25 protein-coding genes are annotated in these 23,251 nt (G+C 59.5%); 14 read left to right on the top strand and 11 right to left on the bottom strand.

Translation table 11 applies throughout. The features are described from left to right. Positions 1–7 precede the first annotated feature (7 nt). The 4 genes from C934_RS0107515 (at position 8) to C934_RS0107500 (ending at position 3,452) form a co-directional block, all read left to right on the top strand. Entirely contained in the window at positions 8–763 is a 756-nt protein-coding gene (locus tag C934_RS0107515; RefSeq protein ID WP_018856090.1) for a TfuA-like protein, read from the top strand. Between the two features lie 40 nt (positions 764–803). After that, a complete protein-coding gene (locus C934_RS0107510) occupies positions 804–1,982 on the top strand; it encodes a hypothetical protein (protein WP_018856089.1) in 1,179 nt (392 codons plus the stop codon). Positions 1,983–2,004: 22 nt separating this feature from the next. Continuing rightward, positions 2,005–2,547, top strand: coding sequence for a hypothetical protein (locus C934_RS0107505; protein ID WP_018856088.1), 543 nt, complete (start codon positions 2,005–2,007; stop codon positions 2,545–2,547). Positions 2,548–2,666: 119 nt separating this feature from the next. Beyond that, positions 2,667–3,452 (top strand): pyrroline-5-carboxylate reductase, encoded by a 786-nt coding sequence (locus C934_RS0107500; protein ID WP_018856087.1) that lies wholly within the window; start codon positions 2,667–2,669, stop codon positions 3,450–3,452. A 5-nt stretch (positions 3,453–3,457) separates the two neighbouring features. On the opposite strand, the gene C934_RS0107495 is transcribed toward C934_RS0107500, so the two are convergent. Next, on the bottom strand, positions 3,458–4,006 hold the full coding sequence (locus C934_RS0107495; RefSeq protein WP_018856086.1) for a cupin domain-containing protein: 549 nt from the start codon (positions 4,004–4,006) through the stop codon (positions 3,458–3,460). 142 nt (positions 4,007–4,148) lie between these two features. On the opposite strand from C934_RS0107495, the gene C934_RS0107490 reads away from it, so the two are divergent. From C934_RS0107490 to C934_RS0107480, 3 genes are all read left to right on the top strand, one after another. Beyond that, positions 4,149–5,483, top strand: coding sequence for an aspartate aminotransferase family protein (locus C934_RS0107490; RefSeq protein ID WP_018856085.1), 1,335 nt, complete (start codon positions 4,149–4,151; stop codon positions 5,481–5,483). Between the two features lie 187 nt (positions 5,484–5,670). Continuing rightward, on the top strand, positions 5,671–6,348 hold the full coding sequence (locus C934_RS0107485) for a dimethylsulfonioproprionate lyase family protein (protein ID WP_026371641.1): 678 nt from the start codon (positions 5,671–5,673) through the stop codon (positions 6,346–6,348). Between the two features lie 117 nt (positions 6,349–6,465). Then, positions 6,466–8,262 (top strand): PAS domain S-box protein, encoded by a 1,797-nt coding sequence (locus tag C934_RS0107480; protein ID WP_018856083.1) that lies wholly within the window; start codon positions 6,466–6,468, stop codon positions 8,260–8,262. Positions 8,263–8,291: 29 nt separating this feature from the next. Here the strand turns inward: C934_RS0107480 and C934_RS0107475 are convergent, their stop codons facing one another. Both C934_RS0107475 and C934_RS0107470 read right to left on the bottom strand, forming a co-directional pair. After that, complete coding sequence (locus tag C934_RS0107475) at positions 8,292–8,999, bottom strand: L,D-transpeptidase (protein ID WP_018856082.1); 708 nt, start codon at positions 8,997–8,999, stop codon at positions 8,292–8,294. Positions 9,000–9,213: 214 nt separating this feature from the next. Beyond that, positions 9,214–9,498 (bottom strand): acylphosphatase, encoded by a 285-nt coding sequence (locus tag C934_RS0107470; RefSeq protein ID WP_018856081.1) that lies wholly within the window; start codon positions 9,496–9,498, stop codon positions 9,214–9,216. Between the two features lie 593 nt (positions 9,499–10,091). Here C934_RS0107470 and C934_RS0107465 point away from each other — a divergent pair. Further along, positions 10,092–10,763: a hypothetical protein gene (locus C934_RS0107465; protein WP_026371640.1), complete on the top strand. Its 672-nt coding sequence runs from the start codon at positions 10,092–10,094 to the stop codon at positions 10,761–10,763. A gap of 1 nt (position 10,764) precedes the next feature. Here C934_RS0107465 and C934_RS0107460 read toward each other — a convergent pair whose 3' ends face one another. The 3 genes from C934_RS0107460 to C934_RS0107450 are packed head-to-tail and all read right to left on the bottom strand — an operon-like array spanning position 10,765 to position 13,843. Beyond that, the gene (locus C934_RS0107460; protein WP_018856078.1) at positions 10,765–11,559 is read right to left on the bottom strand and encodes an HpcH/HpaI aldolase family protein; all 795 of its coding nucleotides are present in this window, start codon (positions 11,557–11,559) and stop codon (positions 10,765–10,767) included. Between the two features lie 19 nt (positions 11,560–11,578). Beyond that, on the bottom strand, positions 11,579–12,442 hold the full coding sequence (locus C934_RS0107455) for a sugar phosphate isomerase/epimerase family protein (RefSeq protein WP_018856077.1): 864 nt from the start codon (positions 12,440–12,442) through the stop codon (positions 11,579–11,581). A 30-nt stretch (positions 12,443–12,472) separates the two neighbouring features. Next, positions 12,473–13,843: an amidase gene (locus C934_RS0107450; RefSeq protein WP_026371639.1), complete on the bottom strand. Its 1,371-nt coding sequence runs from the start codon at positions 13,841–13,843 to the stop codon at positions 12,473–12,475. Between the two features lie 225 nt (positions 13,844–14,068). Here C934_RS0107450 and C934_RS0107445 point away from each other — a divergent pair, with 225 nt between their 5' ends. Next, entirely contained in the window at positions 14,069–14,377 is a 309-nt protein-coding gene (locus C934_RS0107445; RefSeq protein ID WP_018856075.1) for a hypothetical protein, read from the top strand. Between the two features lie 64 nt (positions 14,378–14,441). Then, on the top strand, positions 14,442–14,879 hold the full coding sequence (locus C934_RS0107440; RefSeq protein ID WP_018856074.1) for a DUF1810 domain-containing protein: 438 nt from the start codon (positions 14,442–14,444) through the stop codon (positions 14,877–14,879). 6 nt (positions 14,880–14,885) lie between these two features. On the opposite strand, the gene C934_RS0107435 is transcribed toward C934_RS0107440, so the two are convergent. Both C934_RS0107435 and C934_RS0107430 read right to left on the bottom strand, forming a co-directional pair. Then, the gene (locus C934_RS0107435; protein ID WP_018856073.1) at positions 14,886–15,074 is read right to left on the bottom strand and encodes a hypothetical protein; all 189 of its coding nucleotides are present in this window, start codon (positions 15,072–15,074) and stop codon (positions 14,886–14,888) included. Between the two features lie 68 nt (positions 15,075–15,142). Continuing rightward, on the bottom strand, positions 15,143–15,766 hold the full coding sequence (locus C934_RS0107430) for a TetR/AcrR family transcriptional regulator (RefSeq protein WP_026371638.1): 624 nt from the start codon (positions 15,764–15,766) through the stop codon (positions 15,143–15,145). 128 nt (positions 15,767–15,894) lie between these two features. On the opposite strand from C934_RS0107430, the gene C934_RS0107425 reads away from it, so the two are divergent. Next, positions 15,895–16,104 (top strand): hypothetical protein, encoded by a 210-nt coding sequence (locus C934_RS0107425; protein ID WP_018856071.1) that lies wholly within the window; start codon positions 15,895–15,897, stop codon positions 16,102–16,104. A 76-nt stretch (positions 16,105–16,180) separates the two neighbouring features. Here C934_RS0107425 and C934_RS0107420 read toward each other — a convergent pair whose 3' ends face one another. Further along, positions 16,181–17,053 (bottom strand): sigma-70 family RNA polymerase sigma factor, encoded by an 873-nt coding sequence (locus C934_RS0107420; RefSeq protein WP_018856070.1) that lies wholly within the window; start codon positions 17,051–17,053, stop codon positions 16,181–16,183. 109 nt (positions 17,054–17,162) lie between these two features. Between C934_RS0107420 and C934_RS0107415 the strand changes: the two genes are divergently transcribed. Further along, on the top strand, positions 17,163–17,621 hold the full coding sequence (locus C934_RS0107415) for a carboxymuconolactone decarboxylase family protein (RefSeq protein WP_026371637.1): 459 nt from the start codon (positions 17,163–17,165) through the stop codon (positions 17,619–17,621). Positions 17,622–17,683: 62 nt separating this feature from the next. Here C934_RS0107415 and rhaI read toward each other — a convergent pair whose 3' ends face one another. Together rhaI and C934_RS0107405 are read right to left on the bottom strand one after the other, a co-directional pair. After that, entirely contained in the window at positions 17,684–18,976 is a 1,293-nt protein-coding gene (gene rhaI, locus C934_RS0107410) for an L-rhamnose catabolism isomerase (RefSeq protein WP_018856068.1), read from the bottom strand. 62 nt (positions 18,977–19,038) lie between these two features. Then, positions 19,039–21,135 carry a bifunctional rhamnulose-1-phosphate aldolase/short-chain dehydrogenase gene (locus tag C934_RS0107405; RefSeq protein WP_018856067.1) on the bottom strand — a complete coding sequence of 699 codons (2,097 nt, stop codon included), beginning with the start codon at positions 21,133–21,135 and terminating at the stop codon, positions 19,039–19,041. A gap of 200 nt (positions 21,136–21,335) precedes the next feature. On the opposite strand from C934_RS0107405, the gene C934_RS0107400 reads away from it, so the two are divergent. Next, complete coding sequence (locus tag C934_RS0107400) at positions 21,336–22,145, top strand: DeoR/GlpR family DNA-binding transcription regulator (RefSeq protein WP_018856066.1); 810 nt, start codon at positions 21,336–21,338, stop codon at positions 22,143–22,145. 50 nt (positions 22,146–22,195) lie between these two features. Further along, positions 22,196–23,191, top strand: a complete 996-nt coding sequence (rhaS, locus tag C934_RS0107395) for a rhamnose ABC transporter substrate-binding protein (RefSeq protein ID WP_018856065.1) — start codon at positions 22,196–22,198, stop codon at positions 23,189–23,191. Positions 23,192–23,251: the final 60 nt, after the last annotated feature.

Raw genomic sequence — 23,251 nt, 5'->3', positions numbered from 1 at the left:
GGTCAAAATGAGTGTGGCAGATCTAACCGGACCGATACTGGTTTTTCTGGGGCCGACACTGCGACTGCCTGAGGCTCAGGCGGCACTTGACGCCGTTTACCTGCAGCCGGTGGCACAGGGTGACATCCTGCTTGCCGCCCATGCATTTCGTCCAAGAGCGATGGTCATCATCGACGGGCAGTTCGAAGACCGCCCATCGGTCCGGCACAAGGAGATTTTATGGGCGCTGGCGCAAGGGATCGTCGTGATCGGAGCAGCAAGCATGGGAGCGCTTCGGGCTGCGGAGTTGGGTCCATACGGCATGATCGGCGTCGGATTGATCTTCCGGTGGTACAGGCGCTGGGTGCTGACCCCAGACGATGCCGTCGCCGTTCAGTCGGGGCCGGCCGAATTGGGCTTCCCGCCGGTGACAGATGCATTGATCGATCTGCAAAGAACGTTTTCCCATCTGATGCGGCTCGGCCATATAAGCGCCGCGCAACGCGACAGCCTTACCGCAACTGCCCGGCGAATGAATTTTCGCGATCGATCCATTGATAAGATACTTCGCGCAGAGGGGTGGCCGCGAGAAGAAATCGGCCGATTGCGTCCTCAAATCGTCCGACAGAAGGGTATTGACGCACTAGCGGCACTTAAATTCGCGCCAGAGTTGTCTGAGAGATTTTCCGGCCGGCGCCCAGCTGAAGCCTGGGTTGCAACGAATACTTTCATTCGCGATCTCGAAGCAACCAATATTGACACTGATCTAATTAATATTTACTAAATAAACGTAAAGTTGTTTCTACATATGGGGCGGGACCAACATGGATTTGCACCCGCATGTTATGACGGCCTCTACCGAGGCCGGCACGGGAACTCGATTCTGGATTTTTCCTCAGCCTCCGTTCATCCCAGGCTATGAGCAGCCAGATCGCGTCTGGCTGTCGATTCTACCCAACGAGATTTTCCCTGGGCCGAGCGACGCCCGCATGTATGTGGCTGATCCGCTCTACAGCAAGCAGCCCTACGGCTATTCGCGCCTGCCACCCTTTAACGGCATCAGCCGTCCACCAGTGCATGCGGGCCCTGACGGCCATTTCGACAGCCTGGATCCGCTATCGCGACCTTATCTCGGCGTTCATGCCTATGCCTGCATCCATCGTGTGCTCGAAATCTGGCAGAGTTACCTCGGTCATCGGGTTCAGTGGTTTTTCGATGCCACCTTTCCGAGACTGGAGATCATTCCCTTGGTCGAGTGGGACAACGCCCAGGCAGGCTATGGCTTCCTGGAACTTGGACGCTCGGATGTCGGTGGAACACCAAGACCTTACGCGCTGAATTTCGATGCGATCGCCCATGAGGTCGGCCACCTGATCATCTTCTCGGAAATAGGCGTTCCGGTCGGAGCCTCCCGCGAGAGCGAGTTCTTTCCCTTCTCTGAGGGCTTTTCCGACTGTGTATCGCTGATCTCTTTTCTCTCCTTCGATTCCGCCATCGACCGGTTGCTGCGAAGGACAAAGGGAGATCTGCTGCTCTACAACGAGCTCAATCGCTTCGCCGAAACCAGCCCGGAAACCCAGATTCGCCTCGCGACCAACTTCAGGCGCATGTCGGAAGTCACACGCGACCCGCACGACCGCGCGCTGCCTTTCGTCGGCGCCGTCTTCGACACTATCGTTGAACTCTACCATCGCAATCTCGTGGCCAACGGTTCTGCCGAACGGCGGCTTCTCGAGGTGGATCTGCGCCATCTGACACTTGACGAGTTTGATCACTTCCGCGAACTGACGGCGCAATCTTTTCGCACAAGACCCCTTTATTTTCAGCTGGCTTTGGAGAAGGCGAGGGACGACGTCGGACGTGCGCTCGCCATTTCACTGAAGAGCCTCGACGCTCGGACTTTGACATTCAACCAGGCCGCAGGGTCGATCCTTGATGCCGCCGATGGTGCAGTGGCGGAAGCTTTCAGGGCAAGTTTTGCATGGCGTGAAATCACCTATTGAGGCAACCCGAAAGGAGAGGACCATGAGCGATTGCTGCAGAAATCCAAACGTCGGAACGTCCGGCCCTTACGACCCGAGCGAGGTGCGACTATATGGACGCCCAGCGACAGACAGCGTCAAAGTCGATGCCAAAGACGCCGAAAAGGCGAAAGCGGGTGTGAACATTTCGCTGCGGCATGATCATGAGGCCATCTGCCTGCCGATAGCACTGGGGCTGCCGTGGGTCGACTTTGGTGACCCCTGCAAAGGCTATCTCAAGAGCATTGGCGTTATCTACGGCTACGCCTACGAAGGGCACTGCTACAAGATGCCAAAACCGCTGATCATGCTGCTTCCGGAGAAGCCAAAACCCATTGCGTATGACGATTGTGGCTGTGATTGCGGTTACTCGCCGGCCCTTGGATACCTCGTCTGGCAGCTGGACAAAAGGCAGAGTGTCGTTACCCTCGATGTCAGGACGGACGACCTCAAGACGCTCGTACTCGATGAAAACATGCCCGGAAACAGATCGCCGCAAGCCTATTCACATTCCATGTCGCTGGCACCCATGCGTGCGCGGGAGTAATCATTTCGAGTTGCGGGTCGATCGTCCGAGCGGCCCGCCTGCCTTGCCACATGGCGCGCGGAACGCTATTGCGCTGTTCGGGCAATGTCCGGCCTGACCACGCAACAGGGGGAAGTGGCGTGCAGACAGAAAAAATCGGCTTCATCGGAACCGGGGCCATCAGCGACGCCATGGTCAGAGGCCTGTTGACGAAGCCTGCCGCCGTCGCACGGGTGACCATTTCGCCTCGCAACGCCGAGATCGCCCAGCGACTGGCTGCCGACTTTGCGGAAGTCTCGGTTGCCGCCGACAATCAGGCCGTCATCGACGCGAGCGACGTGGTTGTCCTTGCGGTGCGCCCGCAAATTGCGAAGGAGGTTCTCGGCGGATTGACGTTCCGAAAGGGTCAATCCGTTCTCAGCGTCATTGCAGCGACCGATCGCAAGGCACTTCTTGAATGGATCGGGGCCGATGTTCACCTCGTCCAGGCCATTCCACTGCCTTTTGTCGCCGACCGCGAAGGCGTGACGGCCGTTTTTCCGCCGGATTCTCGCATTGCGGCGCTCTTTTCCGTTATGGGTACCGCGGTCGAATGCGAGACCAAGGAGGAGTACGACCTCCTGGCAGCGGCCAGCTCCCTGATGTCGACCGTCCTCGGAATCATGGACATTTCGGCCGCGTGGCTGGAAGAACGTGGCCTCACCAAAGGCAAGGGACGCGCCTATATCGCGCCGCTGTTTACCAATCTCACGCAGACTGCGCTGCGCTCGAAAACCGTTCCGCTTAAAGAACTCAGCAGCGAGTTTGCGACGAAGGGCGGCCTCAACGAACAGGTGCTGTCCGACTTCGAGAAAAACGGCGGGCGCGATGCACTGATCCTGGCGCTTGACCGCGTCCTGGCGAGAATACAGGGCGCCAAAGCCTGAACGGTCTAGAATGTCGGCGGTGTGCAGGCGCTGATGACCTCGCATGCAATCGGCCCGACGCATCGGAACCGGTGCGGTCGCCGGCTTTCGAAATAATAGGCATCGCCCGGCCCAAGGATCCGTCGCTCGTCGTCAACCGTCACTTCGAGCCGTCCGGAAAGAACGATACCGCCCTCTTCCCCCTCGTGAACGAGGGGAACCTTGCCGGTGTCGGAGCCCGGCTGGTAGCACTCCTTCAGGATCTGCAGGCTGCGCCCGAACAGGCTTTCTCCAACCTGACGATAGGAGATCGGCCCCTTGCCGATCTCGACGAGTTCCTCTGCCGCGTAGAATGCCTTTCGCGGCCGCTCCGGTTCGAAGGCAAAAAACTCCGCCAGACCGATGGGGATGCCGTCAAGAATACGCTTCAGTGCCCCGACGGAAGGGTTGGAGGAGTTCGACTCGATCAACGAGATCGTTGAATTCGTGACACCAGCCCGCTTGGCCAGTTCGCGTTGCGAGAAATTGTGCATCATCCTCAGATGACGAAGGCGGTTGCCGATATCGACGGACATAGGGCGCGTTTCACCTGTTGCGAATATCGAACATATTCAACGCATAGGCATAGATTTCAAGAGTTTACATGAACAAAGAAAAGGACTTGTCCATCGGCGCAAATCACCCAACATGTCGCCACGCACAATGGAGACTATAGCGGTGGACCAGATCAGCATTTCAAACCGGCCTTCCCTCGATAATTTCTGGATGCCGTTTACGGCAAACCGCCAATTCAGGGCCGCACCCCGGCTGCTCGCCTCAGCCGAAGGCATGTATTACACGGATATTGACGGCAACAAGGTGCTGGACGGCACGGCTGGCCTCTGGTGCGTCAATGCCGGCCACGGTCGCCAGCGCATCGCGGATGCTGTTGCTCGCCAGCTGCAGACGATGGACTTTGCCCCGACCTTTCAGATGGGCCATCCCGTCGCCTTCGACTTTGCCGAAAGGCTCGCAAGGATCGCGCCGGGTGGCTTAAGCGCAAAACTCGATCGCGTGTTCTTCACCGGCTCCGGCTCGGAATCGGTCGATACAGCGTTGAAGATTGCGATCGCCTACCAGCGCGCCATCGGCCAGGGCACCCGCACCCGCATCATCGGTCGCGAGAAGGGATATCACGGCGTCGGCTTCGGCGGCATCTCGGTCGGCGGTCTCGTCAACAACCGCCGCGTCTTCCCGCAGATACCTGCCGACCATATGCGCCATACCCTCGACATCGAGCGAAATGGTTTCTCCAAGGGGCTCCCGCAGCATGGGGTCGAGCTGGCCGACGATCTGGAGCGGCTGGTTGCGCTGCATGGCGCAGAAACGATCGCCGCCGTCATCGTCGAGCCGATGTCTGGATCCGCTGGCGTCATCCTGCCGCCGAAGGGGTATCTGGAGCGTCTGCGCGCTATTGCCGACAAGCATGGCATCCTCCTGATCTTCGACGAGGTCATCACCGGCTTTGGCCGGCTTGGGACGCCATTTGCGACCGACTATTTCGGTGTTGTTCCCGATCTTGTCACCACCGCCAAGGGTCTGACGAACGGCGCCATTCCGATGGGAGCGGTCTTTGCGCGCCGTAAGGTGTACGACTCCTTGATGGTGGGACCCGAGAGCCAGATCGAACTCTTCCACGGCTATACGTATTCCGGTCACCCGGTTGCCAGTGCTGCCGGCATTGCCACATTGGAGATCTACGAGGAGGAAGGCTTGCTGACCCGTGCCGCCTCCTTGACCGACACCTGGGAGGAGGCTCTTCACTCCTTGAAGGGACTGAGGCATGTCGTCGACATCCGCAACCTCGGGCTCGTCGGCGCAATCGAACTTGCATCCCGCGACGGCGCGCCTGGTGCGCGCGCCTATGACGTCTTCGTCGACTGCTTCCAGAAGGGGCTGTTGATCCGTGTCACGGGCGATACGATCGCGCTTTCCCCGCCGCTGATCATTGAGAGCGGCGAAATCGGAAATATCGTCTCGATCCTGGGAGATGCCCTGAAACGAGCAGAATAGGACCGGCTCGGCGCGTTTCTGTTTGGCGGTCAACCGCCGAGCAGAAACGCAAGGCATTGGGGTGAGGATTCCTGCCAAGCGCATGCGGCCGCGGTCAACATGTTCGGAAATGGTGCTTCGAACGGTTTGCTTTTTGATCCGGCCGGGATAAGGATCGCCTCATGTGATCAAGGAGCGTTCCATACCGATGTCGAAACCCCGGTTGAGAAGGGAAGCAGATCTCCTTCTGCATCGTGGGACCAGGGCTGCCAGTGGCGACTATCCAGTGAGCCGCGCCCGCAGGCCTGTCGCCGTGCAACGCCTGATCGGCGCGCTGGGAAACATCATGCTGTCCGACGCTGCTCCATTCATGGAGAAATTTGTCGCGGGGAAAGTATTCCACCTGCTCCAGGAACCGGGCGCCATCGCAAACAAACCGGCCACCTCGCTGCCCCTGGCTCCGCAATTGCAGTTTGCGCTGCGCATTTTGGCTTTGACGGGTGAGCCTTTCGCAGAGGTCGCTGCGGCCATCAACGACGTCGCCAAGAGCCTCGAATGGGTTGCGAGCAAAACCGGCCCGTTTGCCAGCATCAACATAGAACATACGCATGCGCATGCGGTCGTGGCCGGTATATCCGGCGTGGAAGAGCGAAGCGACGTGGCTCTCGGCCTCACGATCATGGCGCCTTACAGCCGTTTCCCTGACCACATACAGTATCGCTCCCGGGTTTTTCTGGCGCTATCCGACTGCGAGTTCTCCTGCGACGACAAGGGCTGGCAGCGCGGTTCCATCGGTTCGATTTTTTTCAACGAAGCGGGGCACAATGTCGCGATGCGGTGCACCGCACGTCCGCTTCTGGCCGCCTGGTGCCATGTCGAACGATAACTGAGTGCCTTCTTGCATTGCCTCTTGACGTCTGCGCGCCAAACCTTTGAATTACAAGGGCACTCTAGAGAGGACAAACCCCTGCGCAGCAGCGACACATATTCCGTATCCGGCGAGATGGCCGGTCGCATTTACGACCGCGACTGGGAAGCAAGCGGCATCGGTCCCTTTTCCTCGTGGCCGGCCGGATTGAAATCGGCCGTCGACATCATGCTGCCCGCCAAGGCGCAGATCGTCATATTCTGGGGCCGTGATTTTATCGCTCTCTATAATGACGCCTATGCCCCTACAATCGGGCGCAAGCATCCTCAGGCGCTCGGCCGCCCCGCCCGCGAGCACTGGAGCGAATTGTGGAGCGATCTGGAACCGCTCCTGCGACGTGTTCTTGATCACGGAGAGACAGTGGTTGCCAAGGACCGCCCATTCTATATCGAGCGACACGGCTATCCTGAGACTGTTCACTTCGACATCTCCTATTCACCGATCAGGGACGAAGCGGGAGAGGTCGGCGGCGTCTTCTGCATCGTCAGCGAGACCACTGAACGCGTCAGGTTCGAGACCGCGTTGCGGGAGAGCGAGGAGCGGTTTCGTGCCATATTCTCACAAACGGCCGCAGGCATAGGCCAGTCTGATCTCGCGGGCCGTCTGCTCTTGGTCAACAGCCGTTTCTGCGACATCGTCGGATACACGGAAGCCGAGCTTCTGAAGATGCGAGTGCAGGACATCACCTTTCCCAAGGATCTGGACAACTATGTCCAATCGTTCAGGAGGATGGTGGAAACCGGCGAAAGCTTTGACATCGAGAAACGCTACGTTCGCAAGGATGGCAGCCTCGTATGGGTAGCGAGTTCCGTCTCGCCTCTTCGCGACAAGAATGGAGAGATACGGCAAACCGCAGCGGTTGTCGTCGATATCACCGAACGCAAGCGGGCCCAGGAGGTTGAACGCCGGCTTGCCGCGATCATTGCTTCGTCCGACGATGCCATTCTCGGCACCGACCTGAACATGAGGATCACGAGTTGGAATATCGGAGCAGAAAAGCTCTACGGCTATTCGGCTGAGGAAGCGATCGGCCGCTCGGTCATCATTCTGGTTCCCGATGACAGGATTGAAGAGGAGCCCGCGATCATCAGGCAGGTCAGTGCCGGCCGGAAGGTCGAGCCTTATGAGACCAAGCGCCGACGCAAGGATGGCGGGCTTGTCGACGTCCTGCTCAGCGTTTCACCAATTTTCGACGCCTATGGCAGGATTGTCGGGGCCTCAAAAATAGCGCACGACATCAGCGCCCGAAAGGAGGCCGAGCGGCTCCAGACAGTTCTCGTGGGCGAACTGAACCATCGTGTGAAGAACGTGCTCGCGACCGTGATGGCGATTGCGCGACAGACCCTCGGTCGCGAGCAGGCAACCCGGGCCGGCGTGGACGCTTTCGAGGCCAGACTGGCCTCGATGGCCAAGGCACATGATCTCCTGACACACGGCAACTGGGAGCAGGCCGAACTGGAAGCCGTCATCAAGCAGTCTCTGTCTCACTATCAGCGTGACAGGTTTTCGATCTCGGGCCCGAGCATCCAACTGGCGCCGCGGGCGGTTGTGTCAATCTCGCTGGCTCTGCATGAATTGGCGACGAATGCAGCCAAGTATGGTGCCTTGTCCGAACCGGAAGGCCACGTTACGATTGAATGGTCGCTTGGCGCCGATAACAAGCTGAGGTTGCGCTGGCAGGAAATGGGGGGGCCGACCGTTGCTCCTCCATCGCGAAAGGGCTTCGGCTCGCGCCTGATCGAAAACCTGCTGGCGGCCGAGTTGAAGGGTGACGTAACGATCAGCTACGACCCAGCCGGCGTCATCTGCGAGGTCGACGCCGCTGTCGGCGCCGGATGGGATCATGATCGTTCGAGCGATCCAGCGCCGTAGTGGCGAACACCGCCTGCGTCAGGCGGTGTTCACTTCACAAGCAGTGGCGCCTTGCCTCTCACACGTTCGTAGAGGTCGATGACGTCCTGATTGAACATCCGTACGCAGCCAGACGAGGCGTTCTTGCCGATCGTTTGCCATTCCGGAGAGCCGTGGATGCGATAGAGCGTATCCTGGCCATCCTGAAAGATGTACAGCGCGCGTGCCCCGAGGGGATTATTCACGCCGGGCTGCATGCCTTGCTTCCACTGTTCGAGTTTCGGATTGCGACTGATCATCGACGGTGTCGGCGTCCATGTCGGATACTTTCGCTTCCACTGAATGATTGCGCGCCCCTTCCATGCCCGGCCCTGGGCACCGAGGCTCACACCGTAGCGAATGGCTCGTCCATCCTTCACCACCAGGTAGAGAAACTTTTTCTCCGTCTCGACCACGATGGTGCCCGGCGGCTCGTCCGTCGCATAATCGACTTCCTGGCGCAAATAGTCGGGATGGACCGCTGTGTGATCTATCGCGGGCCAGCGAAACTCACCCTCGTCGACTTCGGCATAAGCGAGGGAGTAGTCCGGCTTCTCGGAAGCCCGCTCCACGGGCTGGATCGCAGGCTGCGGCTCTGGTTCGGGCGCAATCGTCTCAATGGAGGGAGCCGGGGCAGTTCCGACAATTCGTTCTGAGGGAAGTTGCGTACAAGCAGCAAGAAGCAAGGCACCGGCCGCTGCCAACAGCGGTCGGATCATGGAGGTGGCATGCAATTTCAAAGATTCCGATTCATGTTTCAGTCAGGCAAGACATGTCTACTCGCTCATACCATGGCTGAAATGTGTTTTCGGTCATCAGAAATGCAGGACGAGGTCGCGTTACGGCGAGACTGTTGAAAGAGGACAACAATTGGCTGTTGCCCATAGCCGCGTTCCGGTTCTGCGAGGAGCTCGCGGTTTCTCCCAATCCGCGCTATGCCGTAATCCGAAATCCGGAGGGGACGCTGTCCGGGGATACCGGTAAGGCCTCGACAGCTTGCACCGACGCGCCGGGGGGGCCTTTCCAAAATTCCTTCAGCATCGCCGAGACAGCCGTCTCCGGCCCCGCAATAAGCGCCGTCACGGATCCATCGGTCTCGTTGCGGACCCAGCCCGCAAGGCCGAACTCCTCAGCCCGGACCCGTGTCCACACGCGAAAACTGACGCCCTGGACCAGACCGGATATCCGCACCCGAACGGCTTTGGAATTCTCGCCCATGCTTGCCTCCGTTGGTCCGCGCCTTCTATGCAATCTGGCGCACAAGGAGAGAATTCAAGCACTGCCGGCGCAGCCGCTTGCGCCGGCTGTTAAGCATCATTTGCTATTGCGCGATTTTCAACGCCATCACTGCTTGTTCCGCTGGACTGAATCGAATGACGCGCTACATTGGTAAGTGCTTCAACTTGAAGGGATCTCGATCATGCGCAGGCTTATCGCAGTGACTTCAGTGCTCCTCCTCAGTTTCGCCGGTTCAGCCTTTGCGCAAGCAAATATGGGGATGGACAGCAGCGGCCGCCTCGACGGGTCGCCGCCGCTTGGAACCTCGCCTGATACTGAAGGAACAGGTGGAGGCGGGCTCTCGATACCGATCGACTTTGGCACCACGACGACGAGCACCAACTCCATACAATGGACCGGTTGCCCCGAGGGCCAGCACCGAACGGTGCGTGGAACCAACACCCTTACCAATCAGGCGTGCCGGAACAACAATTGAGCCATCACGTCGAAACCGTCCCCCGCGCGCCTCGCTGGCGGTTCGCGGGGAACTTCTTTTGTGCTAGGGGAACCGCGCAACGCGAGGCACGACAGACATGCTCCCCTGGGTCCAACTAGATTCCGCGCCCATCCCCGGAGAAAGCGGCGAATTGCGCCTCAAGCAACGAGGCAGCGAATTTTCGATCATGCTGGGCTCGAACGAGCTGATGAACAGCCGCCTGAGCGGCTCGGAGGAGGCGCTCGCAACACTTTCCCGTGATAAGATCGCGGGACGTCCTCGCCCGAACATGCTGATCGGTGGTCTCGGAATGGGCTTTACGCTGCGTGCCGCCCTCTCGGCCCTGCCGGCGGATGCATCCGTCACGGTTGCAGAGCTGGTGCCGGCGGTGGTGCAATGGGCACGCGGTCCGATGTCGGCGGTTTTTCAAGGGTGTCTCGACGATCCGCGTGTGGCCATCCATCAAGGCGATGTTGGCGAACTGATCCGGCAAAGCAAGGCGAAATTCGACGCCATCCTGCTTGACGTCGACAATGGGCCGGACGGCCTGACGCGTCGTTCCAACGACAGCCTCTACGATTTCGCTGGCCTGCGTTCCGCACGCGATGCCTTGCGACCCGGAGGTGTTCTTGCCGTCTGGTCATCCGGGCCGGATGCCGGTTTCACCCGTCGGCTTCGTGACTGCGGCTTTGCCGTCGAGGCTGTCAATACGCGCGCCAACGGAAAACGCGGAGGCGCGCGTCATGTCATCTGGCTGGCCGTCAAGTAGTTCAGCTTGACTGAACGCGTCGCGCGGCGGCAATCGCGCTGGCGGCGCCCGACCGTAGCTGTTGCGTGTCGGCCCCGGCAATGACGAGATCGAAGCCCATCTTCAACAATTCTCCGGCCCGCTCGCCGTTGCTGCCGAAGACACAGCCGAATTTGCCGTGAGCACGGCAACGGGCGATGAGGTGCTTGAGAACGCCGTCGACCTCCGCCGTGTCAGGTGCCAGCTTCGTTCCATTCGACAGGGCAATCGAGAGATCGGACGGACCGACGAAAATACCGTCAATTCCCTCAACACGCATGATTTCATCCGCAGCATCAAGGGCTGCACGCGTCTCGATCATGGCAATGGCCACGGTCTCTTCATTCGCGGTCGCGAGATACTCAGCGGCCGAAAGTCCCGTGTGGTTGATCGCCAGCGTCGGCCCCCAGCTGCGCTCGCCGGCCGGCGGATACTTGGTGGCCTTGGCGAAGGCCTCGGCGTCAGACACCGAATTGATCATCGGCGCAATGATGCCCGAGGCTCCCGCATCGAGAAGACGCGAGGCCGATGCGAAATCACCGACCGGAATTCGGGCGAGCACCGGCTTGCCGGCAAGCCGCCCCTGTCCAATGCCAACGGCTGCCGATCCGATATCCCAGACGCCATGCTGCATATCAAGCACGATGGCATCGAAGGCCTCTTGCGCCAGATGATTGACGAAAAGCGGATCGGGAATGCCGATCCACGCGGAAATCAATCCGTCCCCACCGCCTCTGATCCGCCTTGCGAAGCCGTCGATCGTCGTTGCGCCAGTCATGCCATGCTCCTTTCGCGGTTTAGCCAGCCGCGCGCTGCTTTTCCTGATGGAAGTCCTCGATGAATGCCTTTTCAAGCAGGATGCCGTCCCACTCATCGGCAAAGAATGTTGAATCGTAGATCAAGGTATAGGGTCCGCCGTAACCTGCCGTCCGGCACGCTTCCAGGCACTTGCGGTAGTCGGCGCTATCAAGCCCCGCTTCGTTGAAATTGGCCTTGGCGTGGCAGAGTTCCGCACGGCGCATGATGTCGGAAAGCCCTGCGTATTTTTCAGGCGCAGCCCAGTTTCCGAGGTCGCCGTTCAGGCCGACTTTGCCCTGCAGTGTATCGAGCAGCCAATTGGTTTCCTTCGGCGAAGGCAGAAGGTCGAACCAGTTCTCTGTGACAATGCGAACGCCGCTGTTCTCGGCCTGCTTTCCAAGCCAACCGAGATGGCCCGCGGCCCGCTCAAGGTTTTCTGCGGTCGGCATCTGCTTGCCGGCGATCACACGCATGTTCCTGGCGCCAAGCGATTCCGCGACCCCAATCCAGCCGGCAATCCACTGAATGTCGCGTTCCGCGGTCTCTGGATGGCTGGGATCGCCATCTTCGACAAGGAGTGTCTGAAGCAGGATGCCGGCGTCCTGAAGCGCCGAGCGCATCTCCGCGAGATAGGCGGCTTCGATACTTGGCAGATGGAACGAGCATATCTCAAGTCGCCCGATGCCACGCTTGGCAAGTTGCCCGGGAATGTCGGTCAGCGGGGAACGCCCCGGCCCATATGGCTCCTTGGGCGCCGCACTTTTTTCCGGATCGGGGCTGTAGGGATAGACGGCCCCCAGGAGCCGATGCAGCGACCACGTCGAAACTGCAAAACGTCCATTCTGCAAATTGCTTTCAGTCATGTTCTCCTCCCGGGAGCAATGCCTACGATCTCACGTAAATTCTCCGCGGATAACTGTCTCCGCCGAAAGCGCCGCGCCAAGGAGCGCTTCGTCCCGCTTGCCCACGGCAGAAAGCAGGAAGCCGACCGGCATGTCGGCATCTCCCGTCCCGCAGGGGATCGATACGCCGCACCAATCGAGGAAGTTGCCGAAAAGCGTATTGCGCAAGGTCTTCCCGTTGGTTGCGAAAAACAAATCGTCGTCGGCCTCCAATGGGGCGATCGGCGGCGCCACATGGGCGACCGACGGAAACGCAACGAAGCTGTCACCGACAAGGCGGTCGACATCGGCGATCAACCGCTCGCGGGCTTCGAGGATCGCCAGATAGGCCGCAAGCGTGGTCTTCTCCCCCAGTCGAGTGCGCACGACCACGCGGCGATCCATGTCGTCAGCCGCAGGCCCAGCCAATCGCTCGCGGTGAAGCACATAGGCTTCGGCCGTGACCAGGGCACCATATCGAGCCATCAGCGCCAATATCTCGTCAAAAGCCGGGATCTTGATCCGGCTGATCGATGCACCCTCCGCCTCCAGCCAATCGACCGCCGTCTCGAAAGTTGCGACCACGCCAGCTTCAGCACCATCGAAAACGATATTGTCAGGGATAACGATGTCCAACTCCTTGAGTGGGCGAGCGGCTATTGACGGCGCTGACGCGCCTCGCATTCCCGCGTCGATCCACACCGCATCCTGAACGGTCCTGCAGAGCGGACCAAGCGAATCCAGGCTCTTTGCCAGCGGGAAGACGCCTGCCATCGGATAGCGACCGCGCGTTGCCTTGTATCCGACGATACCGTTGAGGGCAGCCGGGATGCGCACGGAACCTCCCGTGTCCGTCCCCATCGCCACCGGCACGAGGCCAGCTGCCACCACAACGCCAGCGCCGGAAGATGAGCCACCCGGAATGCGCGGAACATCATTGCTGCGCGGATTGCGCGGCGTGCCGTAGTGTGGATTGAGGCCGAGCCCGGAGAAGGCGAACTCGCTCATGTTCGTGCAGCCAATCGAGACCATGCCCGCCTGTTTCAGCGTTGCCACGACAGCCGCGTCCGCCTGCGCAGCCGGCTCTCTGGCCAGTACTGTCGACCCGGCCGTCGTTGTCCGCCCCTTGATGTCAAACAGGTCCTTCCAGGCGATCGGTATGCCGTCCAGCATTCCGCACGAGCGACCCTCTCTCATTCGCTTCGATGAGGCCTTCGCCTCTTCCGTTGCGCGATCCTTGAAGATTGCCGTAAAGGCCGCCTGGTCGGCATAGGCCTCGATGCCGTCGATAACAGCTTCCGTCACTTCGATGGGATCGACCGCTGTTGTTTGAATGAGACTGGAAAGCTGCGCGATGGACATCGCGCCAAATGATTTGGTCATGGGGGCATCCGCAATCTGACTGATCATCCGAACTAAGCTGAATTTTGTCGAGGAGCCAAGCCCTCAAAGTTCCAAATCAAACCGATTGGTTCGATTTTATGAACACTGCGTTTGTGTATCCGGTCTTCAATCGAGTTCCAAAAGAACACACATGCGTATTCGTGCTGTTCGCCGGCGAGAGGACGATCATGTGTCGGCGCACGCATCAGTGTAGGAGTTAACAAAATGACAAACAGCGAGAGTTGGAACGCGGCGCGTGGCGACGTGGCACACCACCACGCAACAGATGACGAGTTGAATGGCATGGGTGAACGCGAATACGCCGAGCATGTTGGTGCACACAAACCTTCAATATCAGAGCGCTTCATCGTTCTTGCGGCCTTTGCGCTTCTAGGCATTGCAGGACTGACGGTCCATTTCACCGCCCCCATGGCATCGGGCCTCGACACGGCAGCTGTCGGGTCAATCTCGGATTCATTGCCCTCGGTCGATTATTGCCGGGAGCACAGCCCATACCCGGACAGGTCCTGCTGAGGACCTGTCGAGTTCCGGGCAACCCTCCCCCATGATATAGTTATGCGCAAGGGGAGGATCGTCGATGCCCGATGAGATTGATTATGATCTGGATCGCTTCGTTCATGCGCAGAATGGTGCCTACGAGCGAGCGCTTTCGGAATTGAGAGCCGGACACAAGCGATCCCACTGGATGTGGTTCATATTTCCCCAGATCGCCGGGCTCGGCTCATCATCCATGGCAGAGAAATATGCCATCCGCTCGGCGGAAGAGGCCACCGCCTATCTCGCGGACCCGGTCCTCGGTAGCAGACTATTGCGCTGTGTCGATGCCGTCCTTTCGATCGAGGGCAAATCCGCCCATGAGATCCTTGGGTCTCCTGATGATCTCAAGCTGCGGTCGTCCATGACCCTCTTTGCGGCGATCAGCGATCACGGGTCGGCTTTCCACAAAGTCGTTGACCGGCTCTATCGCGGCGAGTTCGACGATCGCACCATTCAGCTTCTGGACGCCAGTAGCTAGAGCCGTTCAGGGCCCGCGCGAGCGCTCCAGCGTATCGATCTCGCTTGAAATTTCGCAGAGCTTCTCTCGCAGCTCTTGATCGGTGCCATCATCGATCTCTTCGTCACCGAAGCAATCGCGCGCCTCATAGAGCTCGAGCTTTGCCTCGAGCTCGGCTCGTTTTGCATACAGACGATGAAGATAGAGATAGTCCATGCCTTTACTTCCCGCATCTTCCGAAACGGGCATAAAGGCATATGGTTCCCGCCGATCGGCGGGTGCCATCACGCAAAGGCGGCGATGGCAGCGTTGCAGGCCTTGGAGAAATGATTGCAACATGTGTCGTTGCCCATGGCTTGCCGCGTAACGCGAGCCCCCTCCAGAAGGAGCGTCAGTGTATCGGCCAGCAGCTTCGGTTCGCGCGCATCGGCTGCTCGACAGAGCGCTTCGAGCCGGTCGCGTTGCTCAGCCTTGTGGCGCTCGATCACGCTATAGGCGGGATGCCCCTCACCTTTCAGCTCAATGGCTGCATTGGCGAGATCACAGCCGACGTGCTCGCCGCAAAGGCTTTGCGTTCGCGCTTCGATCCATGCCCTGAGCTGCGCCTTCGGGTCGCCGGGATGGGTTGTCTCGAGATCGCGCCAGATTGTTTCGGCTCTTTCCGAAGCGCGGCGCAGCGTCTCGCAGACCAGCTCGTCCTTGGAGCCGAAATGCCGGTAGAGCGTCATCTTGTTGGTCAGCGCCGCATCTGCAATCGCATCCACACCGATGCCACGGATGCCGTGCTCGCGAAAAAGCTCGGCAGCGGTGGAGACGATGCGCTCCCGTGGCGGGATTTTCTCGTCAGTATTTGCGGGAGACAGCAGGCTCAATGATTCTGATTTTTTTGCGGACAAGGTCCTTGACATCCATGTGACCGATCGGTAACAAATGCATTGTTACTTACCGGTAACACCACTCTCTGCGGAAGTCAACGTGGTTGATTTGATCGCAACAGGGTGAAACACGGGCTACCGCCCACGAAAGGAGGCAAACCATGAGCAAGACCAGAGAAGACCTGACCATTACCGAAGCCCTTCACGACCCCCTAATCGCCATGGTGCTCCGTGCCGACGGCGTGAAACTTGACGATTTCAAGCGTCTGCTTGAGACGGCCGCCAGGAAGCGCGAACAGCGGACCTCTCCAGTGGGCAAGTTTCTGAACGTGATCCCAAACAACCCGGCTGCCATGTGCAGCTATTGCTGAAGTTTCGGGCGCTTCCCTGCCCCTGTGAGAGTCGTCGCTGGCCAAGCGACGGCTCTTTTCGTTTAAACTGTTATTTTTAGAGCAAGTCGTATTTCAAGCTCGCGAGATAGTCGGGGTTGGCGACGGCATCGATCCCGGCGATCTTCTCGCCGTCGAAGGTCAGAAGCAGGACGACGCGCAGGTGTCCCCCCACGACCACCACCAGCCCGAACTCTCCATCGATCATCGCCGGCTGCGCCGCCTGAGCCCGACCCCTGAACGTCTCTGCCACCGCATCCGCGCCGAAAAGCTCGCGAACCGAAGGGTTGTACCGCATCGCCGCAGTGTCCGGGGTGAACACGACCTGCGGATCGAGGATTGACAGCAACGCCCTGATGTCACCGAGGCGCGAAGCCGCAAGGAATGCGTGGACGATCTGCTTCTTGCGCGCTGCGTCCGCCTCCGGCACATCGGTCTTGCCTTGAACCCGACGGCGAGCACGGCTTGCCAGTTGTCGCGTTGCCGCCGAAGAGCGATGAATGATCGGCGCAATGTCGTCGAAGGGGAGATCGAACATATCGTGCAGCACGAAGGCAACGCGCTCGGCCGGCGCCAATGTTTCGAGGATAACGAGTAGCGCCATGCCGACGGAGTCGGCAAAAGCCACTTCCCGCTCCGGATCAACGGTCTTGGACGTGTCGGCCAGGCGTTCATGGACGGGTAGATCGAACGGCTCTTCCCGGCGTGTCTTTCTCGACCGCAGCATGTCGAGGCAGATGCGCGCCACAACCGTCGTGAGCCAGCCGCCGATATTGTCGATCGCGTCAGCATCAGAGCGGCCGAGCCGCAGCCAGGCCTCCTGAACAGCGTCGTCGGCCTCGGCGCGGGAGCCCAGCATGCGATAGGCGACGGCGCCCAGATGCGCCCGATTCGCCTCAAATTCTCCCGCCAGCCAATTTTTCTCATCCATTGTCACATTCCTCCACGGTGTTCCGTCAACTCCATGACGAACAAAAGCCGGCCGATGTGACAGCACGTCCGGCGGCGTCAGTTTGGAAAACACACCATGGAGAAACGTGATGCAAGCAAGAATGGGAAATCCGGCGATCGTCATTCCCGACGCAATGCAGGCGCTGCATGCCCTCGGGACGATACCCGCCAAAACAGGTCTGTCGCCAATCCTTTTGGAACTCGTCAATCTACGCGCCAGCCAGATCAATGGTTGCAGCGTCTGCATCGACGGACATCCACGGATCGCCAAGAAGGCTGGCGAGACGGACGAGCGCCTGTTTGCCGTCAGCGCCTGGCGTGACACGCCCTATTTCACGCCGGCCGAACGCGCAGCCCTTGCGCTGACGGAGGCGGTCACCCGCGTCAGCGATCGCGCCGACCCAGTGCCTGACGACATCTGGGATGAAGCCACGCGGCATTTCGACGGCAAGAGCCTGGCAGCCCTTGTCATCGCCATCGCCAACATCAACGTCTGGAACCGGCTGAACATCGCCACCCGTCAGATTGCCGGTGAATGGAAGCCGTAAACAGAATCGGGCCGCTGTCTCGTCGACAGCGGCCCGATAAAACGGCCTAGGGAGGCTAAGGGTCAGATGATGCCGCCGCCGCCGGCAATCGAGGCCGGGCGTTCGGCGGCAATCTTCCTGCGGTAGCCGCTCGCGCGGTATGTCGCCACAGGATCGATCGCACCGCCAGAACGGCGACGCGCTTCTGCAAGGATCGGCTCGACGTCCGTGCGGTAGCCGCGCTTCAGCGTTTCGGTCGCCATCAGCGCGTCGTTTTCATCCTGGTAGCCAGCCAACGCCTTGCGATCGACGATCAGCGCCTGCGCGTAGGCGCGGCGGATTTCGTTGGCGCTGTTGATCAGGCTTTCGATCGGATCGGTCACGTTGTGCGATTGGTCGATCATGTGGGCCGGATTGAAGTCGTTGACACCGCGCTGCTCTGCCTCGACCAGCTCGTTGAAGACGAGGAAGAGGCGATAGGGCTCGATCGCACCGGCATCGAGGTCGTCGTCACCATACTTCGAGTCATTGAAGTGGAAGCCGCCGAGTTTGCCGAACTGAATCAGGCGGGCAACGATCATTTCGATGTTGGTGTTCGGTGCATGGTGACCAAGGTCGACCAGGCACTGCGCCTTCGGGCCGAGCGTCTGGGCGATGAGGTAGTTGGTGCCCCAGTCCTGCACGACTGTGGAATAGAAGGCCGGCTCATACATCTTGTGCTCGGAAAAGAGCTTCCAATCGTCAGGCAGAGCCTTGTAGATATCGGCCATCGAAGCGAGATAGCGTTCGAATGCTTTGGTGAAATTGCTCTGGCCGGGGAAGTTCGAGCCGTCGCCAACCCAGACCGTCAATGCTTTCGAGCCGATCGCCTTGCCGATCTCGATACATTCAATGTTGTGCTCAACCGCCTGCGCACGTGTTGCAGCGTCGGTGTGGCTGAGCGAACCGAATTTGTAGGAATGCTTCTGGCCCGGCGCATCGGAGAAGGTGTTCGAATTCATCGCGTCGAAACCGAGGCCGAGCTGATCGCCCTTTGCCTTCAGTTCCTTGGCATCTGTCTTGTCCCACGGAATGTGCAGGGAGACGTTCGGCGTGGCGCACGTCAGCTCGTTGATGACGGAGCAGTCGTCGAGCTTGTCGAAGATGCCGCGCGGTTCGCCGGTGCCGGGGAATCGGGCAAAGCGGGTGCCGCCGGTGCCAACGCCCCAGGACGGAACAGCGACGAAGAATTCGGATACCCGGCGCGTGATGTTTTCAATGTCGATGCCGCGGCGCGACAGATTGGCGCCGAGCGCTTCATAGTCGGATTTGAGCGCTGCTGCGCGCTTGTCGTTTTCCTGCGCAATCAGGTCCTGCGCGATTTTTGACTCGGCCATGGGTTCCTCCCCGGACATGTGGATGAAAGGCGGCGGGCATTTGCCCGCCGCAGCAGTTGGACTTAGCGCGGGAAGCTCTGAGCGTTGCCGGCATCCACGTTGATGATGTTGCCGGTTGATTTCGCCGAGAGATCCGACGCCAGGAAGTAGATGGCTTCGGCGATGTCCTCGGGGAAGACATTGAGCTTCAGCATGGAACGCTTGCGGTAATGCTCCTCGAGCTCGTTGATCTCGATCTTGGACGATGCCGCCCGCTGTTCACGCCACTCTCCGCTCCAGATCTTCGAACCACGCAGCACGGCGTCCGGATTGACGGTGTTGACGCGAATACCGGCTTCTGCGCCTTCGAGCGCCAGGCAACGGGCAAGATGGATCTCGGCAGCCTTGGCCGTGCAATAGGCAGCAGCATTCGGCGACGATGCCAGACCGTTCTTGGAGGCGACGAACACGACGTTGCCACCGAGATCCTGCTTGCGGAACAGGCGGAATGCCTCGCGCGACACGAGGAAGTAGCCGGTCGCCAGGATGTCGATGTTCTTGTTCCACATCGAAAGCTCAGTGCTTTCGATCGGGGCGGACGAAGCGATACCAGCATTCGATACAAGGATATCGACGCCACCGAACTCAACACAGGCTTCCGCGAAGGACGAGATCACGCCGTCCTCCTTGGTTACATCAAGCTTGACGCCGCGCACGGCGTCGGCGCCGAATTGCCTGGCGAAATCGGCCTTCGTGTTGTCGAGCGCTTCCTGGTCGATATCGGCCAGGACCACGCAGGCCCCCTCGCCGATCAGGCGGGCAGCGGTCGCACGGCCGATGCCGCCGGCACCGCCGGTGACGAAGGCAACCTTGCCGGCAAGGCTCTTCGGCTTCGGCATGCGCTGAAGCTTGGCTTCTTCGAGCAGCCAGTACTCGATATCGAAGGCTTCCTGCTCCGGCAGGCCCTGATATTCGGAAACGGTCGAGGCACCGCGCATGACGTTGATGGCGTTGACGTAGAACTCGCTGGCGATGCGGGCTGTCGCCTTGTCGCGGGCAAACGACAGCATGCCGACGCCGGGAACGAGGAAGATGACCGGGTTCGCATCGCGCATGGCGGGCGAATTGTCATGCTTGCAGTCGTTGTAATAGCGCGCGTAGTCGGCGCGGTAGTCTTCGAGCGCCTTGTCGAGACCGGTAACGATTGCATCCACATCAGGCTTTGCCGGATCGAAGTCGACTATCAGCGGGCGGATCTTGGTGCGCAGGAAATGATCAGGGCAGCTGGTGCCGAGCGCGCCAAGCGGCTGCAGGTTCTTCGAATTGACGAATTCGAGAACGGCATCCTGATCGTCGAAATGGCCGAGCTTGCGTTCCGCCTTGCCGATGCGACCGCGGATTTCAGGCATCAGGCGGGCCGCAATGGCACGGCGCTGCTCGACCGGCAGGCTTGAGGTGGCAGCACCGCCGAAGATCGTCTTGCCCTCGGTCTTTTCCGCAAACCAGACGATCGCCTTGTTGATGATGTCGAGCGTCAGCTCGTAGCAGGCCTTGGCATCGTTTGCCCAGGTAAAGAGACCGTGGCTTTCGAGCACGACACCCTTGGCATGCGGATTTGCCTTGACGAAGGCTTCGAGATCGAGGCCGAGCTGGAAGCCCGGGCGGCGCCACGGCAGCCAACCGATTTCGTCGCCGAAAATCTGCTTCGTCAATTCCTTGGAGTTCCTGGAGGCAGCGATTGCGATGATCGCGTCCGGATGCATGTGATCGACATGGGTGAAGGGCACGAAACCGTGCAGCGGCGTGTCGATCGAGGCCGCACGGCTGTTGAGGTTATAGGTGCAGTGCGGGAGGAAGCCGACCATGCGGTCTTCGTCTTCGACGCCTTTATAGATGCCCTTCAGGGAAACAAGCTTGTCCTGATAAAGAGTGGCGAAGCCGTCAAGCTTGATGGTCCCGACGTCGCCGCCCGAACCCTTGACCCAGAGAACCTTGACCTTCTCGCCGGTCAGCGGATCGGTTTCCATGACCTTGGCAGAGGTGTTCCCGCCGCCATAGTTGGTGATGCGCTTGTCGGCACCCAGCAAATTCGAGCGATAGAGCAGCTTTCCAGGCTCATCGAGGCCTGCCGCGTATGAATCGTCCCAACGGTTATCAAGAAGCCGGACGGTTGCCGCCATGTCATCCTCCCATGTAAAATTTCTTGGACGCGCGAACGAACTCGACGCTCCTTTGCGGTCACGGTATCGCTCATCAAAACGGACATTGTCAATCGAAAACGATCAAAATCGATTATGCTGCAGCGCAATATGAAATTTTATGATCGTTTTTGATTGACACATTCTCACAACTGCGAAATAAGCAAGCTAGGAGGAACCCCATGCACGAACGCGAACGCCATCGCATCATATTGAGCGCCGTTCAGGAAAAGTCGGTCGTTACGATTCAGGATATTTCCGAATTGACCGAGGCTTCCGAGGCGACGATCCGGCGTGACATCGCGGCCCTTCATGTGCAGGGAAAGATCCGGCGTGTACGCGGTGGCGCAGAGGCCGTGCATCCGCCGCAACTCGGCAATCTGGCCGGGCGGCCCTTCAGGGTTTCGGAATCAGTCAACATCGACAAAAAGCGCTCAATAGCGCGCGCTGCCGTTGATCTCTGCGATCAGGGCGATGCGATCATCATCAATGGTGGGACCACCACGTTTCAGATGGTGCACTTCATGGCCGCCCATCGTATGCAGGTGATGACCAACTCGTTTGCGATTGCCGAGCATCTGGTCAAGCACTCGAAGAACACGGTAACGGTCCCCGGCGGGGTGATCTACCGCGAGCAGAGCCTGATCCTGTCGCCATTCGACAATGATGCGATCCGCAATTTCTACGCTCGCCGCTTCTTCATCGGCGCGCAGGGCGTCGGTCCGCTCGGCATCATGGAATCCGACGCGCAGATCATTCAAAGCGAACAGAAGCTGATGCACCAGGCCGACGAACTCGTTGTCATGGTCGATTCCAGCAAATTTCACCGCCGGTCGAGCCTCATTTTGTGCCCGCTCGACCGTGTTTCGACGATCATTACGGACGACGGTGTTCCCGAGGACTCCGTCCGGATGATCGAGGATGCGGGCATCAAGCTCGTCATTGCGAGCACGATCTCGCAAGTGAAGGAGGATTCCTCGTCGGTTGCCTGAGGGGCCCCGTCAGGATGTAGTTAAGTCTTATCAACGTGGGAGGATAAAGCATGAAATTCGCAAAATCACTCGCCGTCGGCGTCGCCTTTGCGGTGGCCCTGATGGCAGGCGCAGCAAGCGCCAAGGACGTCAAGATCGGCCTGGTCGTGAAGTCTCTCGGCAACGGCTTCTTCGAAGCCGCCAACAAGGGCGCACAGGAAGCGGCAAAGGAACTCGGCGGCGTGGAAGTTATCTACATCGGCCCGACCTCGACGACGGCAGAGGGCCAGATCGAAGTCATCAACTCTTTGATCGCCCAGGGCGTTGATGCCATCGCCATCTCCGCCAATGACCCGGACGCTGTCGTACCGGCCCTGAAGAAGGCCAAGCAGCGCGGCATCAAGGTCATCTCCTGGGATTCCGGCGTCAACAAGGACGGCCGCATCCTGCAGCTGAACCCGTCGTCCAACGAGCTGATCGGCAAGATGTGCCTGACGCTCGCCAAGGACCACCTGGAAGGCGGCAAGGGTGACTTCGCAATCCTGTCGGCAACGACCACCTCGACCAACCAGAACATCTGGATCGACCAGATGAAGAAGCAGCTCAAGGACTTCCCGGGCCTCAACCTCGTCACGACAGTTTACGGCGACGATCTGTCTGACAAGTCCTATCGCGAAGCCGAGGGCCTACTGAAGTCGAACCCGAACGTCAAGGTCATCGTCGCTCCGACGACGGTCGGCGTTCTGGCCGCTTCCAAGGTTGTCGAAGACAAGGGTCTTGTCGGCAAGGTCTACGTGACCGGCCTCGGCCTGCCGTCTGAAATGGCTGGCGCGATCAAGTCTGGTGCAACGAAGGAATTCGCCATCTGGAACCCGATCGACCTCGGTTACTCTGCCACGCAGATCGCCTACCACCTCGTAAAGGGTGACGCGACCGGCAAGCCGGGCACCGAAATCGAAGCTGGCCGCATGGGCAAGATCAAGATCGACGACAAGGGCGAAGCCGCCATGTCCGATCCGTTCGTGTACAACGCTTCGAACATCGACCAGTTCTCGAAGGTTTTCTAAGCCTCGCTTATCCAAGCAAAAACCCGGCGGTTCGCGCCGCCGGGACTTTTCATTTGAACA

The sequence above is a fragment of the Rhizobium sp. 42MFCr.1 genome, from assembly GCF_000377185.1.
GTDB lineage: Bacteria > Pseudomonadota > Alphaproteobacteria > Rhizobiales > Rhizobiaceae > Rhizobium > Rhizobium altiplani.
This window is presented reverse-complemented; position numbering and strand designations above follow the sequence as displayed.

Coding starts and splice junctions, on each gene's coding strand:
- C934_RS0107515 (WP_018856090.1), top strand. CDS start 8: ATGAGTGTGGCAGATCTAACCGGACCGATACTGGTTTTTCTGGGGCCG.
- C934_RS0107510 (WP_018856089.1), top strand. CDS start 804: ATGGATTTGCACCCGCATGTTATGACGGCCTCTACCGAGGCCGGCACG.
- C934_RS0107505 (WP_018856088.1), top strand. CDS start 2,005: ATGAGCGATTGCTGCAGAAATCCAAACGTCGGAACGTCCGGCCCTTAC.
- C934_RS0107495 (WP_018856086.1), bottom strand. CDS start 4,006: ATGTCCGTCGATATCGGCAACCGCCTTCGTCATCTGAGGATGATGCAC.
- C934_RS0107485 (WP_026371641.1), top strand. CDS start 5,671: ATGTCGAAACCCCGGTTGAGAAGGGAAGCAGATCTCCTTCTGCATCGT.
- C934_RS0107480 (WP_018856083.1), top strand. CDS start 6,466: ATGGCCGGTCGCATTTACGACCGCGACTGGGAAGCAAGCGGCATCGGT.
- C934_RS0107475 (WP_018856082.1), bottom strand. CDS start 8,999: ATGATCCGACCGCTGTTGGCAGCGGCCGGTGCCTTGCTTCTTGCTGCT.
- C934_RS0107470 (WP_018856081.1), bottom strand. CDS start 9,498: ATGGGCGAGAATTCCAAAGCCGTTCGGGTGCGGATATCCGGTCTGGTC.
- C934_RS0107465 (WP_026371640.1), top strand. CDS start 10,092: ATGCTCCCCTGGGTCCAACTAGATTCCGCGCCCATCCCCGGAGAAAGC.
- C934_RS0107460 (WP_018856078.1), bottom strand. CDS start 11,559: ATGACTGGCGCAACGACGATCGACGGCTTCGCAAGGCGGATCAGAGGC.
- C934_RS0107455 (WP_018856077.1), bottom strand. CDS start 12,442: ATGACTGAAAGCAATTTGCAGAATGGACGTTTTGCAGTTTCGACGTGG.
- C934_RS0107450 (WP_026371639.1), bottom strand. CDS start 13,843: ATGACCAAATCATTTGGCGCGATGTCCATCGCGCAGCTTTCCAGTCTC.
- C934_RS0107445 (WP_018856075.1), top strand. CDS start 14,069: ATGACAAACAGCGAGAGTTGGAACGCGGCGCGTGGCGACGTGGCACAC.
- C934_RS0107440 (WP_018856074.1), top strand. CDS start 14,442: ATGCCCGATGAGATTGATTATGATCTGGATCGCTTCGTTCATGCGCAG.
- C934_RS0107435 (WP_018856073.1), bottom strand. CDS start 15,074: ATGGACTATCTCTATCTTCATCGTCTGTATGCAAAACGAGCCGAGCTC.
- C934_RS0107430 (WP_026371638.1), bottom strand. CDS start 15,766: ATGTCAAGGACCTTGTCCGCAAAAAAATCAGAATCATTGAGCCTGCTG.
- C934_RS0107425 (WP_018856071.1), top strand. CDS start 15,895: ATGAGCAAGACCAGAGAAGACCTGACCATTACCGAAGCCCTTCACGAC.
- C934_RS0107420 (WP_018856070.1), bottom strand. CDS start 17,053: ATGGATGAGAAAAATTGGCTGGCGGGAGAATTTGAGGCGAATCGGGCG.
- C934_RS0107415 (WP_026371637.1), top strand. CDS start 17,163: ATGCAAGCAAGAATGGGAAATCCGGCGATCGTCATTCCCGACGCAATG.
- rhaI (WP_018856068.1), bottom strand. CDS start 18,976: ATGGCCGAGTCAAAAATCGCGCAGGACCTGATTGCGCAGGAAAACGAC.
- C934_RS0107405 (WP_018856067.1), bottom strand. CDS start 21,135: ATGGCGGCAACCGTCCGGCTTCTTGATAACCGTTGGGACGATTCATAC.
- C934_RS0107400 (WP_018856066.1), top strand. CDS start 21,336: ATGCACGAACGCGAACGCCATCGCATCATATTGAGCGCCGTTCAGGAA.
- rhaS (WP_018856065.1), top strand. CDS start 22,196: ATGAAATTCGCAAAATCACTCGCCGTCGGCGTCGCCTTTGCGGTGGCC.